This window comes from Arthrobacter sunyaminii (assembly GCF_018866305.1).
Lineage (GTDB): Bacteria > Actinomycetota > Actinomycetes > Actinomycetales > Micrococcaceae > Arthrobacter_B > Arthrobacter_B sunyaminii.
Window position 1 is genome coordinate 2,847,308 of the sequence record NZ_CP076456.1, and the last position, 21,271, is coordinate 2,868,578.

At 65.8% G+C, this 21,271-nt stretch carries 17 protein-coding genes; 6 read left to right on the top strand and 11 right to left on the bottom strand.

The window, feature by feature from the left end:
* Nucleotides 1-110: 110 nt before the first annotated feature.
* Together KG104_RS12820 and KG104_RS12825 are read right to left on the bottom strand one after the other, a co-directional pair.
* On the bottom strand, nt 111-1,109 hold the full coding sequence (locus KG104_RS12820; protein ID WP_104160582.1) for an MraY family glycosyltransferase: 999 nt from the start codon (nt 1,107-1,109) through the stop codon (nt 111-113).
* On the bottom strand, nt 1,109-3,013 hold the full coding sequence (locus KG104_RS12825; protein WP_207348026.1) for a polysaccharide biosynthesis protein: 1,905 nt from the start codon (nt 3,011-3,013) through the stop codon (nt 1,109-1,111). Before KG104_RS12825 ends, KG104_RS12820 begins: the two co-directional genes overlap by 1 nt.
* 157 nt (nt 3,014-3,170) lie before the next feature.
* Between KG104_RS12825 and KG104_RS12830 the strand changes: the two genes are divergently transcribed.
* The 3 genes from KG104_RS12830 to KG104_RS12840 are packed head-to-tail and all read left to right on the top strand — an operon-like array spanning nt 3,171 to nt 6,092.
* On the top strand, nt 3,171-4,070 hold the full coding sequence (locus KG104_RS12830) for a glycosyltransferase (RefSeq protein ID WP_104052461.1): 900 nt from the start codon (nt 3,171-3,173) through the stop codon (nt 4,068-4,070).
* Between the two features lies 1 nt (nt 4,071).
* Nucleotides 4,072-5,079, top strand: a complete 1,008-nt coding sequence (locus KG104_RS12835; protein ID WP_207348025.1) for a glycosyltransferase — start codon at nt 4,072-4,074, stop codon at nt 5,077-5,079.
* On the top strand, nt 5,076-6,092 hold the full coding sequence (locus KG104_RS12840) for an NAD-dependent epimerase/dehydratase family protein (RefSeq protein ID WP_237687159.1): 1,017 nt from the start codon (nt 5,076-5,078) through the stop codon (nt 6,090-6,092). The genes KG104_RS12835 and KG104_RS12840 overlap by 4 nt, the downstream gene beginning before the upstream one ends.
* A gap of 72 nt (nt 6,093-6,164) precedes the next feature.
* Here the strand turns inward: KG104_RS12840 and KG104_RS12845 are convergent, their stop codons facing one another.
* The 9 genes from KG104_RS12845 to argS all read right to left on the bottom strand — a co-directional run bounded on the left by KG104_RS12845 (nt 6,165) and on the right by argS (nt 18,226).
* Complete coding sequence (locus KG104_RS12845) at nt 6,165-6,836, bottom strand: L-threonylcarbamoyladenylate synthase (protein ID WP_207348024.1); 672 nt, start codon at nt 6,834-6,836, stop codon at nt 6,165-6,167.
* Nucleotides 6,837-6,884: 48 nt separating this feature from the next.
* Nucleotides 6,885-7,766, bottom strand: coding sequence for a peptide chain release factor N(5)-glutamine methyltransferase (gene prmC / locus KG104_RS12850; protein WP_207348023.1), 882 nt, complete (start codon nt 7,764-7,766; stop codon nt 6,885-6,887).
* Nucleotides 7,767-7,774: 8 nt separating this feature from the next.
* On the bottom strand, nt 7,775-8,854 hold the full coding sequence (gene prfA, locus KG104_RS12855) for a peptide chain release factor 1 (protein ID WP_104052465.1): 1,080 nt from the start codon (nt 8,852-8,854) through the stop codon (nt 7,775-7,777).
* A gap of 220 nt (nt 8,855-9,074) precedes the next feature.
* Nucleotides 9,075-11,291, bottom strand: coding sequence for a transcription termination factor Rho (gene rho, locus KG104_RS12860; protein WP_104052466.1), 2,217 nt, complete (start codon nt 11,289-11,291; stop codon nt 9,075-9,077).
* Nucleotides 11,292-11,669: 378 nt separating this feature from the next.
* Nucleotides 11,670-12,680 carry a homoserine kinase gene (gene thrB / locus KG104_RS12865; RefSeq protein WP_207348022.1) on the bottom strand — a complete coding sequence of 337 codons (1,011 nt, stop codon included), beginning with the start codon at nt 12,678-12,680 and terminating at the stop codon, nt 11,670-11,672.
* A gap of 5 nt (nt 12,681-12,685) precedes the next feature.
* Nucleotides 12,686-13,801 carry a threonine synthase gene (gene thrC, locus KG104_RS12870; RefSeq protein WP_104052468.1) on the bottom strand — a complete coding sequence of 372 codons (1,116 nt, stop codon included), beginning with the start codon at nt 13,799-13,801 and terminating at the stop codon, nt 12,686-12,688.
* A 4-nt stretch (nt 13,802-13,805) separates the two neighbouring features.
* Nucleotides 13,806-15,104 (bottom strand): homoserine dehydrogenase, encoded by a 1,299-nt coding sequence (locus KG104_RS12875; RefSeq protein WP_207348021.1) that lies wholly within the window; start codon nt 15,102-15,104, stop codon nt 13,806-13,808.
* Between the two features lie 17 nt (nt 15,105-15,121).
* Entirely contained in the window at nt 15,122-16,573 is a 1,452-nt protein-coding gene (gene lysA, locus KG104_RS12880) for a diaminopimelate decarboxylase (protein WP_207348020.1), read from the bottom strand.
* 3 nt (nt 16,574-16,576) lie between these two features.
* A complete protein-coding gene (gene argS, locus KG104_RS12885) occupies nt 16,577-18,226 on the bottom strand; it encodes an arginine--tRNA ligase (RefSeq protein ID WP_207348019.1) in 1,650 nt (549 codons plus the stop codon).
* 169 nt (nt 18,227-18,395) lie between these two features.
* On the opposite strand from argS, the gene KG104_RS12890 reads away from it, so the two are divergent.
* From KG104_RS12890 to KG104_RS12900, 3 genes are read left to right on the top strand one after another with little or no spacing between them, the layout of a single operon-like run.
* Nucleotides 18,396-18,839 (top strand): FMN-binding protein, encoded by a 444-nt coding sequence (locus KG104_RS12890; RefSeq protein ID WP_237687158.1) that lies wholly within the window; start codon nt 18,396-18,398, stop codon nt 18,837-18,839.
* A 7-nt stretch (nt 18,840-18,846) separates the two neighbouring features.
* Nucleotides 18,847-19,713, top strand: coding sequence for an FAD:protein FMN transferase (locus tag KG104_RS12895; RefSeq protein WP_207348018.1), 867 nt, complete (start codon nt 18,847-18,849; stop codon nt 19,711-19,713).
* Nucleotides 19,710-21,260, top strand: a complete 1,551-nt coding sequence (locus KG104_RS12900) for a ferredoxin--NADP reductase (protein ID WP_207348017.1) — start codon at nt 19,710-19,712, stop codon at nt 21,258-21,260. The genes KG104_RS12895 and KG104_RS12900 overlap by 4 nt, the downstream gene beginning before the upstream one ends.
* The last annotated feature ends 11 nt before the right edge of the window (nt 21,261-21,271 follow it).

A 21,271-nucleotide genomic window follows, 5' to 3' on the forward strand; every position in this document is an offset into this window, starting at 1 on the left:
CTTTAGACATCCTTCGGGCTGGGGCGGGAATTTGTGCCGCGTATTCTTCGCGACTCTTGAAATTCTACAGCACATAGAAGTCGCCTCCGCCCGGGAGGCGTCACATACGCTCACACCCGGGCGCGCCGCCGGCCGAAGACCTTCGGAGAGAAGAGGTAAAACACCACTACGGCGGCGGCAAAGAGCGTCAGCGCAATCTTGGGCACATCCTCCGCTTCGGCGAGAACGAGGCCCGCTCCCCCGGTCAGCAGGGTGCAGGCGGTCACCACGCCGGCGGACTGGAGATGGCTGAGACCAACGTCGGTCAGCCGCTGGTAGACATGCTGGCGGTGCGCGGCATACCAGCGTTCACCCCGGCTGATGCGCAGCAGGAGGGTAGAGAAGGTGTCAGCGAGATAAATGAGGATCGGGAAGAGGAGATATTCCACAGGAACCCCGGCCAGGAAGGCGGCAACCGCAATTCCGGAAATGCAGGCACCCAGCAGGTAGCTGCCGACGTCGCCCATGAACACCGAACCGCGGCCCAGGTTCCACGGCAGGAACGCTGCAAAAGCGGCAGCGGTGACGGCGCCGGCCACCGTCATCCACACGTGGTCATTGAGCTGGCCGGCAACGGCGTAGAGGACGCCGACGGCGATGCCGTGCAGCCCGGAGATCCCGTTGACGCCGTCCATAAAGTTGGCGACGTTGATGTAGGCGGCAATGGCAAGGGCCCCCACCGGAACCCACCAGTAGCTTTGCTCCATGGTCCAGACAAGTGCGGTGGTTCCCAAGATGCCAAGGAGCAGCTGAAGTCCGGCCCGGACCCGGACCGACAGGCCGCGGAAGTCTTCGACCCAGCCCAGGAGTGACGCCGCGGCGATAACGGCCATCAGGATCGCCATGATGGACCGGTCAATGGCAACCAGTCCGGTCAGCAGGGATAGGCCCGTGCCCAGCAGGACACCCGCGGCGATGGTGACTCCCACACCGCGGATGATGACCTTGCTGTGCGAGGAGCGCTCGTTGGGGATGTCCAGGACGCCAAGGCGGCGCAGGAAAGGTATGAAGAGGAAGGGCAGCAGCAGGCTTGCGAGGAAGGCTGCCCCAATGCACAGGGCAAGGAGCATTAGCCGGTCCGCCGTTTCGCTGTTCCGTCGCTGCGGGGGCGGCGGGCAGTGCGTTCGCCGGGAACCGCGCCTCCGATTTCCGTGACCGGGGGCAGGATTTCACCGTGCGAATCCACACCGCACTTGTGCAGCCAGTCTTCGAATTTCAGGTCCGACGGATTCAGTTCATCCACCGCAGTATGGGAAATCTTGGGATGCAGCGGACGGGAGTCATCTTCACCGGTGCCCACCAGGATTTCGTGCATCTTTTCGCCCTGGCGAAGCCCTGTGAACACAATCTCTATGTCCTTGCCGGACATGGCAATCATCCGTTTTGCGACGTCGAGGATCTTCACCGGCTCCCCCATGTCCAGGATCAGGACTTCTCCGCCGCGGCCGATCGCCCCGGCCTGGATCACCAGCTGGCAGGCTTCGGGGATGGTCATGAAGAACCGGGTCACTTCCGGATCGGTCACGGTCAGCGGCCCGCCCTGCCGGATCTGCTCGGTGAACAGGGGCAGCATGGAACCCCGGCTGCCGATCACGTTGCCGAACCGCACCGACACGTAGCGGTCCTGGGTGCTGCGCGCCATCCAGGCGGTGAGTTTCTCGGCCACCCGCTTGGAGTGCCCCAGCACCGTGGTGGGGTTGGCTGCTTTGTCCGTGGAGATGTTGACGAAGTACTTGACCTTGGCCTTCTTGGCGGCCCGCAGGACGTTGGCGGTTCCCAGCACATTGGTCTTCCAGGCTTCCTGCGGATACTGCTCCAGCAGGGAAACATGCTTCAGCGCTGCGGCATGAAACACGACGTCGGGACGGCGTTCGGTGAAAATCTGCTCCAGCGCTGCGGGATCGCGGATGTCCGCCAGGACGGTGTCCCTGCCGTTCAGCAGGCCGTGTCCGGTGATGGACAGCTGGGTGAGCTGCAGTCCGGTTTCGTCGCGGTCCACCATAATCAGCTCGGCCGGATCAAAGGCGGTGATCTGGCGGCACAGCTCGGAACCGATGGATCCGCCCGCTCCGGTCACCAGGACCTTGCGGCCGGTGAGGTAGCCGGCCACCTCCTCCACATGGATATCCACGGGACGGCGGCCGATCAGGTCCTCAACGGCAACCTCGCGGAAATCGGTGAGGCCGGCACCGGCGCCCTTGCTCAGCATGTCCTTCAGCGGCGGCAATACCAGTACCCGGAGGTTCAAGCCCTCAGCATGGTCGGTGACCTCGCGCACCTGGCGGGCTTCGACGTCGGCGATCGCAATGATCAGAATGGAGGCGCGGGTGCGCTGGACAACCTCGCGCAGGTCCTGCAGCCGTCCCAGCACGGGCACGGTGGACAGCCGGAGGTGCTTTTTCGCCGGATCATCGTCGATCAGGCCAACGGGATAGTAAGGCGAATCCGGGTCCTTCATCATCCGCGTCACGAGGGAACTGCCCAGGAAACCGGCGCCGTACACCAGCGTCCGCTGGGCCTCGTCGCCCGGACGCGCCTTGCCCTCGACATACATCCGCTTGAGGTAGCGGATGGCGGCCATGAACAGGCAGGCAAACGGGAAGGCGATCATGCCGGTGCTGCGGGGAATGTCGATGGCCAGGCCAAAGAGCGCACTGACGATGACGAGTATGGCGGAGACAACCAGCGTGACGATGGCCAGCAGCCGCATCTCGTGGAAGCTTCCGAAGCTGTACCTGCCGCGGTACAGCGCGAAGGAGTAACCCACGATCAGCTGCACCAGCACGGCCACGCCGCAGAAGACGGCGACACCCCCGGGATTGATCTGGTCCACCGTGAGCTCGTACCGCAGCACCAGCGCCAGGACGATGGCCACGATCCAGGCCAGAGAGTCCAGAATGTACTGCGTCCACAGCCACAGCGCAGGCCTTTCGCCGCGGAAAGGACCGCTCTCGTCCGTGCTTGTCTGCCTCATAATCCTCAACGGGTAGTTCCCCGGTTCTCTTCTCGGTGATTGCAACACTGTTCGGAAGAATCCGGTGTAATAGACTGGAATCTCATCAGCATTCTAACTGCACACCCTGCTCCGTTCGGCTTGGGCCGCTCATCCGGGTTGCCTCGAAAGGATCATTTTGCCGGACTCCGTGGCCGTAGCAGCAGTAACGTTCGACCGCCCCGACGATGTGTCCACTCTGCTGGACTCACTGGCTGCCCAGAGCGCCAACATTACCTCGGTGGCCTTGGTGGATTCAGGGAAGACGCCGGTTCAGGATATCGCTGAAGCTTCGTCCGCGCCCGTTACGTACGTTCGGTCCAACACAAACCTTGGGGGCGCCGGCGGTTTTTCGCTGGCCATCCTTACCGCCATGGCTTCCGGGGCGGACTGGATCTGGATTATGGACGACGACGCACATCCGGAGGATCCGAACTGCCTCGCCGCCCTGCTTGAGGCCGCTCAGAAGCACCACATGGACGTGGTCCTTCCGCTGGTCGTGGCTCCCGGGCACCCTGACACTCTGTCCTTCCACTTCCGGTTGGACGGCAAGCTGACCCATGACCGCGCGCAGGTGGAGAAGCTGGGCTTCATCCCCGACGTCGGGCATTTCTTCAACGGTGCACTGATCCGCGCCGACGTATTCTTCCGTGTGGGCCTCCCGGATCTGCGCCTGTTTATCCGCGGGGATGAGACCGATTTCATGATCCGGCTGCGGCGCGCCGGAATCCGGTTCGGAACCGTGACCTCCGTAGCCCTGACCCACCCGGCGGCGTGGGCCGAAGTGCAGCAGGTTGCCGGTGAACGGCTGCACGTGCTGGTTCCCGAAAATGCCTTCAAACAGTTTTATTTCTACCGCAACCGCGGTCACCTGACATGGAAATACAAGCGGCTGCGCTCCTTCGCCGCTGACGCGGTGGGCTATCCCGTCCACTTCGCCAAGACCCGCGATCCGAGGGGCTTCGCCGCCTGGCTGCGTGCCTACGCGGCCGGGATGCGCGGACGCCGCTTCGGACCGCCGTCGGACTTCGGCTTCTGACATGGCCCGCCCCGAGGTGCCCTCCCCCGCTACGCCCTCCTCTGCCGAGGAACTGACCCTGGTCATCGCCACTTTCAACCGTTCCGGATATTTGCGCGGACTGCTGGATTCCGTGGCCGCCCTGGAACCGGCACCGGAGCGGATTGTCGTGGTGGACAACGCCAGCACCGATGACACCCAGGACGTCATCACCGCCGCTGCCTCCCGGCTCGCCATCCCGCTAATCAACGTGCGGCTGCCTGTCAACGCCGGCGGCGCCGGGGGATTCTCCGCCGGCGTAGCGCGTGCCCTCAGCGAAGGTGCGTCTTGGCTGTGGTTAATGGACGACGACGTCGTTGTCCTCCCGGGTGCCGTGACGGCACTTCGCAAGTGGACCGGAACGTACGGGTGCATCCACGGCAGGCGCCTGGACGAGGCCGGCAACCCGTTCTTCTGGCAGCACCGGTTCCTCCCGTTCCTGGGTATCCATATTCCGGTCCGCGGCAATGTCTTCCGGGACAGTGCAGCTTTCACAACCAACGTGGGCTGCTTTGAGGGCATGCTGATTTCGGCTGATCTCGTGCGCCGCATCGGGCTTCCCGACGAGCGGTACTTCATCAACGGCGACGACGAGATCTACGGCTGGCTTGCCTCGCGCCTGACGGACGTGGTCTACGTCAATGACTTTGTGCTGCAGAAGGTCCGTCCGCAGAAGCAGATCGATCTGGGCATCCGGCACTTGAACGATTCAAGTGATCTCAGCCGCTTCTATTCCATGCGCAACCGCGGCCACACGGGTCAGTATCTGCGGGCGCACGGGCGGTACAACCGCCTTGGGTTTGCGCTGGGAACGCTGCTGACTGCCGGCAAGGAGATTCTGCGGCTGCTTGCCGTAGAGCACCGGGTTGCCGGGGCGCCGAGCCTGTGGCGCGGTTGGCGGGAAAGCCGGTTGATCCTGCACGATGGATCTTGGCAGCCCATGCCGCCGCTTGATCCGGCCCCGTCCAACGATCGGAAACACCAGGTTTGACGCACGACATTTCTCCGCACCATCCCGCAGTACAGAACGCCAGCGCAGCCGAGCCGACGACGTCGGCTGTTTGGGCCGTGCTCGGATCCTCCGGTTTTATCGGCAGCGCCGTATGCGAATCACTGCGTGCCGCCGGACTTACCGTGCGCGCCGTTGCAGCTCCCCGGCTCGAGTCAGCCGCCGAGGACGCAGCGGGGCTGCTTGAGGAAGCTTCCGCACTGGCTGCAGTACGGACGGAACTCGCGAACGCCTTTGCCGGCGCGGACGTCATCATCAACGCGGCCGGCCTCGCCACGCCGGGAGGAACAGACTCCCCCGCGCTCCGCGGGGCCAATGCGCTGCTGCCGCTGGTTGTTGCCGATGCTGCAGACGCGGCCGGAGTTCGCCGCTTCGTCCACCTGAGCAGCGCCGCCGTGCAGGGACACCGTCCGTTCCTGGACGAAACCAGCTACGTCCAGCCGTTTTCCGCCTATTCCCGGTCCAAGGCCCTGGGCGAACGCGGTCTGGCGGCACGGTCTGCCGGTGCCTGCGGCGTCGTGACCATCCGGGCCACCTCTGTTCAGGGACCGCAGCGGCCCACAACGGTCAGTCTTGCCCGTTTGGCCGCCTCTCCGCTCGCCACCGTCGCGGGCGAGGGAACGGCGCCTTCCCCGGTCAGTTCAGTGGATTCACTTGTGCAGTTCATCCGCACCGTGGGACTGCACGCGGGCCGTGTTCCCGCCGTCGTCCTGCAGCCGTGGGAGCATGCCACGGTGGCAGGAGTGCTGGAGGCGGCGGGCGGCCGGAAGCCGCTGCGGCTGCCTCAATGGCTGTGCCGCAGCGCGCTCTGGAGCGGCTACCGGCTCTCTGCCCTCGCGGGCGAGCGGCTGCACGGTCCCCTGCGCCGCCTGGAAATGATGTGGTTCGGCCAGCGGCAGGTTCCCGGCTGGGCCGAAGCGAGCGGCAACGTTCCCGAGCCCCGGGTGCAGGAAGTCCTGCGCTCTGTGCAGGTCCGGGAACCGGCAAACCACTAGCCCGCCGGCTCCCGGCTCCCGCCATCCGGCCCCCAGCCGCCCGCATCCCGCCGAGTGCAGCGGTCATGCGCCTTAGGCTGCGTCTGCTGACTGCCTCTGAACTCCCGGCACGACTTCCTGCAACCGTTCCAGGCTGATCGCGCCCTGCCGGACCACGCGCAGGGTGTCGGATGTGGCATCGACGATGGTTGACGGCACTCCGGCCTCACCGTGTTCCGGCCGGGGGCCGGCCTCCAGATAAACCTCCACGGACTCGGCCAGCTGCTCGCGGGCCTGCGCGGCAGTCTGAGCCGCAGGGTTGCCGGTGCGGTTAGCCGATGAGACTGCCAGCGGCCCGGTGAGGTTCAACAGTTCCAGCGCAATGGGGTCATCGGGCATCCGCAGCGCAACAGTGCCCATGGTGTCGCCGAGGTCCCAGGTCAGCGAGGGCTGTGCATGGAAAATCAACGTCAGCCCGCCGGGCCAGAAGGCCTGGGCCAGCGCCCGCGCGTCCTCGGAAACATCCACTGCCAGCCCGTCCATGGTCTGCATCCTCGGAATCAGCACGGGCGGCGGCATGGACCGGCCCCGGCCTTTCGATGCCAGCAGGGTAGCCACGGCCTGGGGTGAAAAGGCGTCTGCCCCGATGCCGTACACGGTGTCGGTTGGCAGGACCACGCACTGCTTGGCGGCCACAGCCTGCTGGGCCTTTGCCAGGCCCTCGCTTCGGCTCTGCGGATCAGTGCAGTCGTAAGTGGTAGTCACGGGTTTCCTTGTTTCCTTGGGATCAGTACATCTGGTTGATGTTGGGGGTCAGTGGGTTTCAGCCGGGGACGAAGTCCGCACGGCGGAGGTGGCCCGCGGACGTCCGTTTAGATCAGTGTGCGTGGCAACGCCGCGCCAGCAGGCTTCGGCCGACAGCAGCGCAGCAATCCGCTCGGCCTGGACTTCGGCGTGTTCCATGACAAAGTAACCGTCCGGAAGCAGCAGCCGGGCAGCGGTGGCGGCAGCCGCCAGCGGCAGTTCAAGTCCGTCCTGCCCGCCGCCGTAAAGTGCCATGGCCGGATCATGCTCGGCGGCTTCCGGTTCATTGGGTACAGCATCGGCGGGGACGTACGGCGGGTTGGACACCACCACGTCAAAGCTGCCGTTTTCATCCGCCAGAGCGGTCCGCAGGTCCGCATGCAGGAGGCGGACTCCCAGCGGTTCGAGGTTCTGGCTCGCCCAGGCCAGGGCCAGCGGGCTCAGCTCGACGGCGGATACCTCAGCATCCGGAACTTCGGTGGCCAGGGCGGCGGCAATGGCACCGGAGCCGGTGCCAAGGTCCACTGCCCGAACCGCAGGCTTCCCGGCAGCAAGAACGGCACGGGCATGGTCGATGGCCAGCTGGGCCACCGTTTCCGTCTCGGGCCGGGGGACGAAGACCCCGGGCCCGACCTTCAGCTCGAGGTAGCGGAAGGACGCGGAACCCGTCAGGTGCTGCAGCGGCACGCGGGAGGCCCGCTCGGCCACCAGCTCGGCATATCCTGCCGGGACCGGTGCATCGGTGAAGGCCAGCGCCTTCACCCTGCCGCGGGACTCCCCCAGCACATGTGCGGCCAGCAGTTCGGCGTCCACGGCCGGAGTGGGCACCCCGGCTGCGGCCAGAGTGGCTGTTGCCTCACGCAAAGCCGCTGCCAGGGTGGTGGATTCCATCGGCTTACTTAGTTCTCGTCACCGATGGCGTCCAGGCGGGCCTGTTCATCCATTTCGATGGCAGCCTGCACCACGGCCTCCAGCTCGCCGTTCAGGACGGTGTCCAGGTTGTAGGCCTTGTAGCCGGTGCGGTGATCCACGATCCGGTTTTCCGGGTAGTTGTACGTGCGGATGCGCTCGGAACGGTCCATGGTGCGGATCTGCGACTTGCGGATGTCCGAGTTGGCGGCGTCGATCTTTTCCTGCTCGTGGGCCAGGATGCGGGAACGGAGCACGCGCATGGCGGCTTCGCGGTTCTGCAGCTGCGATTTCTCGTTCTGCATGGCCACCACAATTCCGGTGGGAAGGTGGGTGATGCGCACGGCGGAGTCGGTGGTGTTCACGGACTGTCCGCCGGGGCCGGAGGAACGGTAGACGTCGATCTTCAGGTCGTTCTGGTTGATCTCGACTTCTTCAGGCTCGTCCACCTCGGGCAGCACCAGCACGCCTGCCGCCGAGGTGTGGATGCGGCCCTGGGATTCCGTGACCGGGACACGCTGGACGCGGTGCACGCCGCCCTCGTACTTCAGGCGGGCGTAGACGCCCTCGGCCGGGTCATTGGAGTTGCCCTTGATGGCCATGGAGACATCCTTGTAGCCGCCCAGATCGGACTCGGTGGCGGAGATGATCTCGGTGCGCCAGCCGCGGTGCTCGGCATAACGGGTGTACATGCGCAGCAGGTCACCGGCGAACAGTGCTGCTTCATCGCCGCCTTCACCGCCCTTGACCTCGATGATGACGTCGCGGCCGTCATTGGGGTCGCGCGGAATCAGCAGGCGGCGCAGGGTTTCCTGTGCCTCATCCAGCTGTTCCTTCAGCACGGGAACCTCGGCGGCGAATTCCGGATCCTCCGCTGCCATTTCAGACGCTGCGGCGAGGTCGTCCTCGAGGGCGTGCCACTTGTTGTAGGCGTCCACGATGCGGCTGAGCTCGGCATAACGCCGCCCGAGCCGCCGGGCCAGGCCCTGATCCGCATGCACTGCGGGATCGGAAAGCCGCAGCTGCAGCTCTGCGTGCTCATCCAACAGACCCTGTATGGACTCAAACATCTTTTACATTCCTCTTTCGATGGTTGGAACCGGCCCAAAGCGGACGGTTCCATGGCAATTTCACGGCGGAGATTTTCGACTGCCCAACAGCAGTTTATCCGTGCCCGGCCTCCGGACCTGTGCCTGGACTTCGGGACCTGCGCGTTAACTGCCAAGCCGCCCAGACTCCGGTCCGTCCGCGGAAGGCGGAGGCCGGAATATGAGCGGCTTGGTAAGGCAGCTAGTTGTCCTTGGTGCCCAGGGTGGTCTGCTGGACCTGCATCAGGAACTCAACGTTGGACTGCGTCTCACGGATCTTTCCGGTGAGCAGTTCCAGAGCCTGCTGCGTGTCCAGACCGGACAGGACGCGGCGCAGCTTCCACATGATCTTGACTTCATCAGGGGAAAGCAGGTTCTCTTCGCGGCGGGTACCGGACGCGTTGACGTCCACGGCCGGGAAGATGCGCTTGTCCGCGAGGTTGCGGGACAGGCGCAGTTCCATGTTGCCGGTGCCCTTGAATTCCTCGAAGATCACCTCGTCCATCTTGGATCCGGTTTCCACCAGGGCCGTGGCCAGGATGGTCAGCGAACCGCCGTTTTCGATGTTGCGGGCAGCACCGAAGAAACGCTTGGGCGGGTACAGCGCCGAGGAGTCGACACCGCCGGACAGGATACGGCCCGACGCCGGAGCGGCCAGGTTGTAGGCACGGCCCAGGCGGGTCATGGAGTCCAGGAGGACGACGACGTCGTTGCCCATTTCCACGAGGCGCTTGGCCCGCTCGATGGCGAGTTCGGCAACGGTGGTGTGGTCATCGGCGGGACGGTCGAAGGTGGAGGCGATAACCTCGCCCTTCACCGTGCGCTGCATGTCCGTGACTTCTTCGGGACGCTCGTCCACGAGGACCATCATGAGGTGGACCTCAGGATTGTTGATCGTGATGGCGTTGGCGATTGCCTGCAGGATGAGGGTCTTACCGGCCTTTGGCGGGGAGACGATCAGGCCGCGCTGGCCCTTGCCGATCGGAGCCACGAGGTCGATGACACGCGGGCCGATCACCTTGGCGGAGGTCTCCAGGCGCAGGCGCTCGGAGGGGTACAGGGGAACCAGCTTGGAGAACTCCACGCGGTCCTTGTTGTCCTCGGCGGGCTTGCCGTTGACCGAGGTCAGGCGAACCAGTGCGTTGAACTTCTGACGCTGGTTGCCGCCCTGGTTCTCGCCTTCGCGCGGTGCGCGGATGGCACCGACAACGGCGTCACCCTTGCGCAGGTTGTACTTCTTGACCTGGGCCAGGGACACGTAGACGTCGTTCGGGCCCGGCAGGTAACCGGAGGTGCGGACAAACGCGTAGTTCTCCAGGACGTCCAGGATGCCGGCTACGGGCAGCAGGACGTCGTCGTCAGTGACCTCGACGTCGTCGACGTCCGGGTTCTGGTTCCGGTTGCGGCGGCGCTCGTTGCGGTCGCGGAAACGGTCGTTCCGGTCGCTGCGATCGTTGCGGTCATTCCGGTCGTTGCGGTTGCGGTTGCGGCGGTTGCGCCCGCGCCCGTTCTCCTCATTGTCATTGTCGCGGCTGTCGCTGCGATTGTTGTCACGGTTGTCACTGCGGCTGTTGTCGCGCTCATTCCGGTCGCCGCGGTTGTTGTTCTCGCGCTCATTCCGATCGCCGCGGTTGTTGTTCTCGCGCTCATTCCGGTCGCCGCGGTTGTTCTCGCGCTCATTCCGGTCGCCGCGGTTGTTCTCGCGGTTATTGTCACGCTTGTTCTCACGGCTGTCGCTGCGGTTGTTCTCGCGGCGGTCCTCAGAGGCGCTGTTGTTCGCCGGGGCGCCCGCACCGTTCTCTGCGGCATTGGACGGCGCAGAATCGGCATTCGGCTGCTCGGCCTTGCTGTTGTCGGCACGGCCGTTCTCGGAGGTGCCGTCGCTGTCCGCACGGCGGCTGCGTGAACGGCGGTTGCTGCGCTCGCGCTGCGGCTGCTCTTCGCGCGGAGTCTCCTCGCGGGAGTTTTCCTCCCGCGGAGCCTCAGCCTGTGCGGGCTCAGCTGCGGTCCGGGCGGGTGCCTCGGCGGCAGGCGCAGTGACTACTCCGTCACTGGCAGCGCGGCGGTTGCGGTTGCGGGTCCGCGCCGGACGCTCGGGGGCTGCCTGCTCTGCGGCCGGGGCCTCAGCGGCAGCCGGGGCTGCGGAACCTGCTGTGGCAACGTCGGCCTGCGCAGTCTCGGTCTTGGCACCGCGGACCGGCCGGTCGGCAACTGCGCCGCCCCGCTGGTGGTTGGAGATCGCCGTTACGAGATCTCCCTTGCGCATGCGGGATCCGCCGGTAATGCCCAGCTGGCCGGCAAGCGCCTGAAGCTGGGCGAGCTTAAGGCCAGCCAGTCCGGAGCTTTTTGAAGTCGCTTCGCCGTTGGTTCCGGCGGTAGCTGAGTCCACACCTGTTGTCAGGTCAGTGGTATCGGTCACGAAGGATCCTTCCCCCTCGTCGGGCGGTCCGGCGCAGTGCCGGCCGCGGATGATTTGATCCTGGTCCCCCTATGGTCAGACATGGGGGGCAGGGTTCGCCGGTTCCGGCAAGAGCCGGGCAACGGCGAATCTACTGGGTGCCTCTTGGAAAGAAATCCACAGGAGTTTGGTCAGCTTTGCTGCCGAACTACGCGGCATTCAAGGGAACTGACCTTTTCTTGGCAGTACCCGAAGGCTGCACCGGGGATTGCGCTTCCGCAGTTGAATAAGAGTATTCAAACACGATGCTTGGACAGTATGCCCCTGACAGCGAGTTTTCAACAAATACTCAGTGCGGTCCAAGTATGGACGGCCTGGATGCGGGAGCACAAATGACGGTTAGTACCGCTGGTGCTCTTCCACTCTAGCACCATCACGATCAACACTCAGCCGCAAAACACGCCACAAATGAGCAGTTTTAGCGTCCGCAAGATGCCGGCCAATCAGATGCTCGGCCCGCTGCGCCTGGTCCTCGCCGTTGGCCAGAGCCATGACCGTGGGGCCCGCACCGGAAATGACGGCGGCGATGCCGTGTTCACGCAGGTGCCGCATCAGTGCCGCGCTGGGCTCCATGGCCGAAGCGCGGTAGTCCTGATGCAGGAAATCCACTGTTCCCGCCGGCAGCAGGGAGGGTTCCGCGGCGAGGGCATGAATCAGCAGGGCAGCCCGTCCCGAGTTGGCAGCGGCGGCCGGATGCGGGACCTGCGCGGGAAGCAGCCCGCGGGCACTCTCAGTGGAGAGTTCAGTGGCCGGCACCGCGGCAACGGGGATGATGTCGCCGTGCACCGGTGCGCTGACAGAGCGGAAGATCCCCTCTTCTTCCCAGGAAATCGCCAAGCCGCCGGCCAGCGCCGGGGCCACATTGTCCGGGTGGCCTTCCAACCGGGAACACAGGTCCAGCAGCGCAGCTGCATCCAGCCGGTGCTCCCGAGGCAGCAGGGCGTTGCCGGCCAGCACACCGGAAACGATGGCCGACGCCGAAGAGCCCAGCCCCCGGCCGTGGGGGATGACGTTTTCCGCGTCCAGCTGCAGTCCGGGCAGGGAGAACCCTGCGGACTCCACGGTTTCCCTGATGGTCCGGACCACCAGGTGCGTGTCATCGGTGGGCAGCGTTCCGGCGCCCTCACCGGTGATGCGCACCGTGGTGCCCGGCTGAGCGGACGTGCGCACGCGCACGGTGTCATACAGGCCGACGGCCAGGCCCAGGCTGTCAAAACCCGGGCCCAGATTGGCGCTGGTGGCGGGAACCCGCACGGTCACGTCCTGACCGGCGGCCACCGCTCCGGTTACCGTTCCCGGCGCAGGCACTGACGCAGCGCGGGGCAGGGCAGCGGAATCACTCGCATGCATATCTGTTAGCCCGCAGCCTGTGCTTCCAGCCCCAGCGCGGCGGCAACGGAGACGACGTCGAACTCCACCTTGGTGGGTTCAACCTCGGAACCGTCGGCCGTGCGCAGGGCCCACTGCGGGTCCTTCAGGCCGTGGCCGGTGACGGTGATGACAATCTTCTTGCCCGTGGGTGCCTCGCCGGCGGCGTGCTTCTTGAGCAGTCCGGCCACGCCTGCGGCGGAGGCCGGCTCCACAAAGACGCCTTCCCGGGAAGACAGCCAGCGGTGCGCTTCGAGAATCTCGGTGTCCGTCACGGCTTCGATCAGCCCGCCGGACTCGTCGCGGGCAGCAATGGCCTGCTCCCAGGAGGCAGGGTTGCCAATACGGATGGCGGTGGCAATGGTGTCCGGATCCGTCACCGGATGACCCTTTACCAGTGGTGATGCACCCTCAGCCTGGAAGCCCCACATCACGGGAGTCTTCGTGGCCACCGGTGCCAGTTCCTCGCCCGCGACGTTGGTGTAAGGCTCGGAGTATTCCCGGTAGCCCTTCCAGTACGCGGTGATGTTACCGGCGTTGCCCACTGGCAGCAGGTGGTAATCGGGGGCATCGCCGAGGTAGTCCACCACTTCGAAGGCAGCGGTCTTCTGTCCTTCGATGCGGGCGGGGTTTACGGAGTTCACCAGGAACACCGGATAGGCCTCGGCGAGCTTGCGGGCCACATCCAGGCAGTTGTCGAAGTTGCCGTTGACCTGCAGCAGTTCAGCGCCGTGGGCAATGGCCTGGCTGAGCTTGCCCATGGAGATCTTGCCGTCCGGAACCAGCACGGCGCAGGTGATGCCGGCCTGCGTGGCGTACGCGGCGGCCGAGGCGGAGGTGTTGCCGGTGGAGGCGCAGACCACGGCCTTGGCACCGGATTCGACGGCGGCCGTCATGGCCATCGTCATCCCGCGGTCCTTGAAGGAACCCGTGGGGTTCATGCCCTCGACCTTGAGGTAAACCTCATTGCCGGTCAGTTCGGAGAGGGCCTTCGCTTTCACCAGCGGAGTGCCGCCCTCACCGAGGGTGATGATCTCGGTGCTCTCGGTTACGGGAAGACGATCGGCGTATTCGGCGATGACGCCGCGCCATTGATGAGCCACGGTATTAGACCCCTTCTACCCGCAGGACGGATGTGACTGAATTGATGATGTCCAGGCCCTTGATGGCCTCGACGGTGGCTGCCAGCGCAGCTTCGGATGCCCGGTGCGTAACGAAACGCAGCTCGGCAGACGAGGCCGTGCCGTCAGCATGGATGGTCTGGCGCATGGTTTCGATGGACACGCCGTGCTCGGCGAAAACCTGCGCCACCGCAGCCAGGACGCCCGGCTGGTCGGTAACCTGCAGGCCGATGCTGTAGCTGGTGGTGACCTTGGCGAACGGCAGAGCCGGTACGGAGCCGGTGGGCGTTTCAGCGCCGAGCGGTCCGCCCAGGACCAGACGGCGGGCGGTGGAGACGACGTCGCCCATCACAGCCGACGCGGTGGGTGCACCGCCGGCGCCCTGGCCGTAGAACATGAGCTCGCCGGCGTTTTCTGCTTCCACGAACACTGCGTTGAAGGCACCGTGCACCGCGGCGAGAGGATGCGTGCGCGGCAGCAGCGTGGGGTGCACGCGCACACTGACGCCGGGCTCGCCGTCGTTGTCCAGCTTTTCCGCGATGGCGAGCAGCTTGATGACGAAGCCGGCGTCCTTCGCCGCTGCAATGTCATCGGCGGTGACGGAGGAGATGCCCTCGCAGGAGACGTTGGCCAGGTCGAAGTTGGTGTGGAAGGCCAGCGAGGCGAGAATGGCGCCCTTTGACGCAGCGTCATGGCCCTCGACGTCGGCGGTGGGATCGGCTTCGGCGTATCCGAGGCGCTGGGCGTCAGCCAGGGCATCGGCGAACTGGGCGCCGGTGCTGTCCATGGCGTCCAGGATGTAGTTGGTGGTGCCGTTGACGATGCCCATGACCTTGGTGATCCGGTCGCCGGAAAGGCTGTCCCGGATGGGGCGCAGGATAGGAATGGCTCCGGCGACGGCGGCTTCGTAGGCCAGCCGCACGCCGGCTGCGTCGGCCTTTTCAAACAGTGTGGCGCCGTCGGCAGCGAGCAGGGCCTTGTTGCCGGTGACCACGGAGGCGCCGTGTCCGATGGCGTGCAGCATCAGCGTGCGGGCCGGCTCCATGCCGCCCATCAGTTCGATGACGATGTCCGCGCCCTCCACCAGCTTTTCGGCGTCAGTGGTGAACAGGTTCCGCGGCAGGTCCGTGTCGCGCGGCGCGTCCGGATTGCGCACGGCGATGCCGGTCAGTTCCAGCCGGGCACCGGTGCGTGAGGCCAGGTCTTCGGCGTCGTCAAGGAGGATCCGGGCAACCTGCGAGCCAACGTTTCCGCAGCCCAACAGGGCAACTTTGAGGGTCTTCATGGTGCGTGCCTACTCCTTCAGCGATTCGGGCGGTCGGACGCCGGCGTGTCAATGTCCCGGGCCAACAGGTCTTCTTCGGTTTCTCCGCGGATAATCAGCCGTGCGGCACCGTTTGATACGGCAACCACGGGCGGACGGGCAATGTAGTTGTAGTTGCTGGACAGGGCCCAGCAGTACGCGCCCGTTCCCGGAACGGCCAGCAGATCGCCGTCACCGGTGTCCGCCGGAAGATAGACGTCCCGAACCACTATGTCCCCGCTCTCGCAGTGTTTGCCAACTACGCGTGACATAACGGCGTCATCTTCGGACGTCCTGGAGGCAAGCACTGCCGAATAGTCGGCGTCGTACAACACGGGGCGGGCGTTGTCGCTCATGCCGCCGTCCACTGACACGTACCGGCGTTCGGCGGTCCCGCCGTCGGCCGTGTCCACGCGGACCGTCTTGACGGTGCCGGCGCGGTACAGGGTGAAGGTGGTGGGGCCAACAATGGCACGGCCGGGCTCAATAGAGATCCGCGGCACGGCCAGGCCCAGCTCGGTGCAGGTGGTGCCGACGACGGCGGCCATCGCCTGCGCAATTTCAGCCGGCGGACGCGGGGTGTCGGCTTCGGTGTAGGCAATGCCGTAGCCGCCGCCGAGGTCCAGCTCCGGCAGTTCGACGCCGTGGGCAGCCTTGATGTCCGCCAGGAAGCCGAGCAGCCGCTTGGCGGCCAGCTCGAAGCCCTCCGGCTCAAAGATCTGCGAACCGATGTGGCAGTGCAGGCCCAGCAGCCGGATGCCCTTGGCTTCCAGCGCAGCGGCCACAGCGGCAGCGGCCGGAGATACGCCGCCGGCAGCCGGATCCGGTGCCATGGAAAGGCCGAACTTCTGGTCCTCATGGGCCGTGGCAATGAACTCATGCGTGTGCGCATGCACTCCGGGCGTCAGCCGCAGCATCACGTTGGCCTGTTCGCCGCGGGACACCGCGAGGGCGTCCAGACGGTGCAGCTCGGCCATGCTGTCCACGACAATCCGGCCCAGGCCCATGTCCAGGGCCCGGGTCAGCTCTGCGTCGGACTTGTTGTTTCCGTGCAGTCCCAATTCAGTGCCCGGGATCCCGGCGCGAAGGGCAACGGCCAGCTCACCGCCGGAGCAGGTGTCCAGACGCAGGCCTTCTTCACGCACCCAGCGGGCCACCGCGGTGCAGAGGAACGCCTTGCCCGCATAGTAGACGTCCACTCCCCCGCACAGGTCGGCAAAGGCGGCGTCGAAGGAGTCCTTGAAGTCCCTGGCGCGGGCGCGGAAGTCCGCTTCGGAGACCACGAACAGCGGCGTGCCGAACTCCCGTGCCAGGGCGGAGACGGACACTCCCGCCACTTCCAGTTCGCCGCTGGCGCCGCGGCTGACGTCACGGGCCCACATTTGCGGGCGCAGCGCATTGGCGTCCGCCGGGTGGCTGAGCCATTCGGGGGCGAGCGGGGAAACAGTCATGAATTACATCCGTTCCGGTGCGGAGACTCCCAGCAGGCCAAGGCCGTTGGCCAGGACCTGGCGGGTGGCAAGGTTCAGCCACAGGCGGGTGCGGTTCACATCGGTGATTTCCTCGTCGCCCTGGGGGGCGATCCGGCAGGCGTCGTACCAGCGGTGGTAGGTGCCGGCGATGACTTCCAGATGGCGGGCCACGCGGTGCGGTTCACGGAAGGCGCTGGCCTGCGCGACGACGCCGGGGTACTGTCCCAGCGCGGCCAGCAGTTCACCTTCGGTGGGGTGGGTCAGCAGCGACGCGTCGAACCCTGAATCGTCCACGCCGGCGGCCTCGGCGTTGCGGGCCAGGGCGTAGGTGCGGGCGTGGGCGTACTGAACGTAGAACACCGGGTTCTCGTTGCTGCGCCTGGTCAGCAGGTCCAGGTCAATGTCAATGTTGGAGTCGGCGGAGAAACGGGCCAGCGTGTAGCGGGCAGCATCCACGCCCACGGCGTCCACGAGGTCCTCGAGCGTGACCACGGTGCCGTTGCGCTTGGACATGCGCACGGGCTTGCCGTCCTTGACCAGGTTCACCATCTGGCCGATCAGCACCTCAACACACTCCGGGTCGTGCCCCAGGGCGGCGGCAGCGGCCTTGAGCCGGGCCACATAGCCGTGGTGGTCGGCGCCGAGCATGTAGAAGTTCAGGTCAAAGCCGCGGTCGCGCTTGTTCTGGATGTAAGCGATATCCCCGGCGATGTAGGCGGCGTTGCCGTCGGACTTGATGACCACGCGGTCCTTGTCATCACCGAACTCGGAAGAGTTCAGCCACCAGGCGCCGTCCTTTTCGTACAGGTTCTTGGAGCCCTTGAGCTGTTCCAGGAGCTTGTCTACCTGGCCGTTTTCGTGCAGGGAATCCTCATGGAAGAAGACGTCAAAGTCCACGCCGAAGTTGTGCAGGGATTCCTTGATGTCGGCAAACATAAAGTCGACTCCGGCGGCCCGGAAGTGTTCCTGCGCTTCGGCGTCGGGCAGTTCCATGATGTCCTGTTCAGCGGCCAGGATGCGGTTGGCGATGTCCTCGATGTAACCGCCGGCGTAGCCGTCTTCGGGAGCCGGCTCGCCCTTGGCCGAGGCCAGCAGGGACCGGGCGAAGCGGTCAATCTGCGCACCGTGGTCATTGAAGTAGTACTCGCGGGTGACTTCGGCGCCCTGGGAGGAGAAGATCCGGGCCAGGGCGTCGCCGACGGCGGCCCAGCGGGTTCCGCCCAGGTGGATGGGCCCGGTGGGGTTGGCGGAGACGAACTCCAGGTTGATCCGGGTGCCCTTGAGGACTTCCGAGGTGCCGTAGGACTCGCCGGCATCAACAATGGTCTTGACCAGCTCACCGGCGGCACCGGCGTCGAGCGTAATGTTCAGGAAGCCGGGCCCGGCAATGTCCACCTTGGCGACGCCGTCGATCTTTTCGAGGCGTCCCTTGAGGATTTCCGCGAACTGGCGGGGATTCATTCCGGCCTGCTTGGAAAGCTGCAGGGCAATATTGGTGGCCCAGTCGCCGTGGTCGCGGTTCTTCGGACGCTCCACGCGCACCTCCCGGGGCACGTCGATGCTGAAATCACCGGCATCGATGGCGTCTTGGAGGCAGGCAGTTACGGCGGAGGAAAGTTCTTCAGGAGTCACCGGTTAAGCATAGCCTCCGGGCAGGTGCCGGTCCGCGAACTGTGACGACGCCGCGGACTGCCCCGGCTGTCCCCTGGTCCGCCCGGTGGGCAAATCAACACCCCGCGCACAGGCGAAGCGCAACCGAATACGTTGTAATGGATAGGGATCCCGCCTCCAAGGAGAGAAATTGACCCCCTCACACAAGACCATGCTGTTCGCCGCCGCTTCCCTGACCCTGGCTTCTGCCGCCTGCGCCCCGGCGGCCGACGACGGCGCCTCCGCCGACCCGGAATCTGCACCCCCGGCTGCCGGATCAGCTGTCCGGACCGGCAACTACGCCGACGGGGAATACTCCGCGCAGGGCAGCTACATTCCCCCGTCCAACCAAACCGAGGAAGTGGACGTGACCCTGACGCTGGAAGGCAATGTGGTCACCTCCCTGGACGTTCAAACGTCCGGCAACAACCCCACATCCAAGCAGTACCAGCGCGAATTCACCTCCGGCATCCAGGAACAGGTCGTGGGCAAAAACCTTGATGAGCTTGACGTGGACAAGGTTGCCGGCTCGTCCCTGACCAGCTCCGGTTTCAACAAGGCGCTGGACGCCATCCGGACGGAAGCCGCGAGCTGACGCTTCCATGCCGGATTTCAGCTTCGAGGCCATCGGCACCGCCTGGACCGTGAGCACCGCCGCCCCGGTGACTGAGCAGGAACGGGCAGCCGTCACGGAGCTGGTGGACTGCTATGACCGGACCTACTCGCGTTTCCGGCAGGACTCGGTCATCGCACCGCTTGCCGCATCGCCGGGAACCGTGGACCTTCCGGTGTCCGCCGCACCGCTGCTTTCCCTCTTCGATACCCTGAACCGGCTCAGCGGGGGCGCCGTGAATCCTTTGGTGGGCTCGTCGCTGGAGAAGCTCGGCTACGACGCGGCGTACTCGTTTGCCGCCGCGGCCCCCTCCCCGGCACCGGACTGGGCGGCCTCGGTGTCCTGGCAGGTGCTTGGTGACCGGACCGTGCTGAGCACCTCGGTGCCGGTGACTTTCGACATTGGCGCCGCGGGAAAGGGACAGCTTGTTGACCTGGTCTTTGAACTGCTGCGCGCGGCCGGGCACCGGGAGCTGACAGTGGACGCCGGTTCCGACCTGAGGCACCGCGGCCCCCGTGCCCTGCGGGTGGCCCTGGAACACCCGTATGACACCACGCAGGCCATCGGCGTGCTTCCGCTGCAAAGCCGCGCGCTGTGCGCCTCGGCGTCCAACCGCCGGCAATGGGGAGACGGGCTGCACCATATTGTTGATGCAGGGACCGGCCGTCCCGTGGAGACGGTGGCAGCCGCCTGGGTGCTGGCGGATAACGCCATGACCGCCGACGGGCTGGCCACCGCACTGTTTTTCACCGACCCCGGCACGCTCGCCGAAGAATTCGCCTTTGACTATGTGCGGATGTTTTCGGACGGGCGGGCCACTTTCTCAGATGCCATGGCTGGAGTTCTTTTTTCATGAGTCTTTCCCTGTCCGCCGCGTCCCGCAGGCTGGACGCTTTCGCCGGCCGCTGGACGATGTACCGGCTGACCACCCTGCTCCTGCTGGCGATGACGGCGTGGTCCTTTGTGCTTTCCGCGGCGGGGCAGCTGTTCTACACCCCGGCCGAGCTCGCCGCCACCGCAGCCACCGCCGTCGTGTCCGCCCTGGTGGCCAGCCGGGTCATGGGACTGCTCTTCCGGACCCGCCCGCAGACCGACTCCTCCATCATCACCGGGTTGTTGCTCTACTTCCTTTTCTGGCCCACCACCGAAGGATCCCAGCTGTTGACCGTGGCACTCGCGGCCGGGGCTGCCACGGCATCCAAGTACCTGCTGGTGTGGCACGGCCGGCACATCTTCAACCCCGCCGCTTTCGGAGCCGCAGTGTTGGCTGTGACGGGCCTCAACAGCGCCGTGTGGTGGGTTGCGGCTCCGCTGATGCTCGTAGTGGTCCTGCCCGCCGCGGTGCTGATCCTCTACCGCAACCGGCTGCTGCCGATGGCCGGCGTGTTCCTGCTGGCCTCGGGAGCGATCATCGTGGCACGGTTCCTGTCCGGCGGGGAACCGCTGACGACGGCGCTTGCCACCCTGATCGCTTCCTATCCGGTGCTGTTCTTTGCCGGCTTCATGCTGTCCGAGCCGCTGACGCTGCCGCCCCGGCGCGTCCAGCGCCTGCTGGAAGCCGCCGTCGTCGGCGTCCTGTTCGCCGTGCCGCTGAACCTTGGACCCGTGTATATGTCCCCCGAGCTCGCCCTGCTCATCGGGAACCTGCTGGCCTTTGCCTTGGCACCGCGTGCAGGCATCAGACTGCGGCTGCGCGAAAACCGGGCCCTGACACCCACGGCGAGGGAGCTGGTGTTCGAGCCCCTGCGACCGCTGACGTTCCGGCCGGGACAGTATGTGGAGCTGAGCCTGCCCCACGCCAGCCCCGATGCCCGCGGCGCCCGCCGCATCTTCAGCCTCACCACGGCGCCCGAAAAGCCGGACACAGTGGCCGTGGGACTGCGTGCCACAGAACCGTACAGCTCCTTCAAGTCCACCCTCCTGAAGCTGAAGCCGGGGGCCGTAATTTCCGGAACCACGGTGGCCGGGGACTTCCTGCTCCCCCGCGATCCGGGCGTTCCGCTGCTGCTGATGGCGTCCGGCGTCGGCATCACGCCGTTCATGAGCCATCTGCGTTCCCTTGCTGCCCGCGGAAGTTCCGGGGAGAGCACCGGGGGATCCCTCGGACGCGACGTGGTTCTGGTCTATGCGGCGTCCTCGGTGGAGGAGCTGGCATATGCGGCGGAACTGCACGGGATGGGAATCCGCGTTTTGGTCTGTACGCCCACCGATCCGAAGATCAGCGGATGGACTTGGCTGGGCCCCGGGCTGCCGGACGCTCAGGCGCTCGCCCAAGAGGTTCCGGACGCTGCCCGGCGTGCGGCGTATGTCTCCGGATCGCCGTCGGCTGTTGCCGCGGCACGGGCTGCGGTCCGAGGTGCCGGCGGCCGTTCCGTAAAGACGGACGCGTTCCTGGGCTATTGATTTCCGCCGCG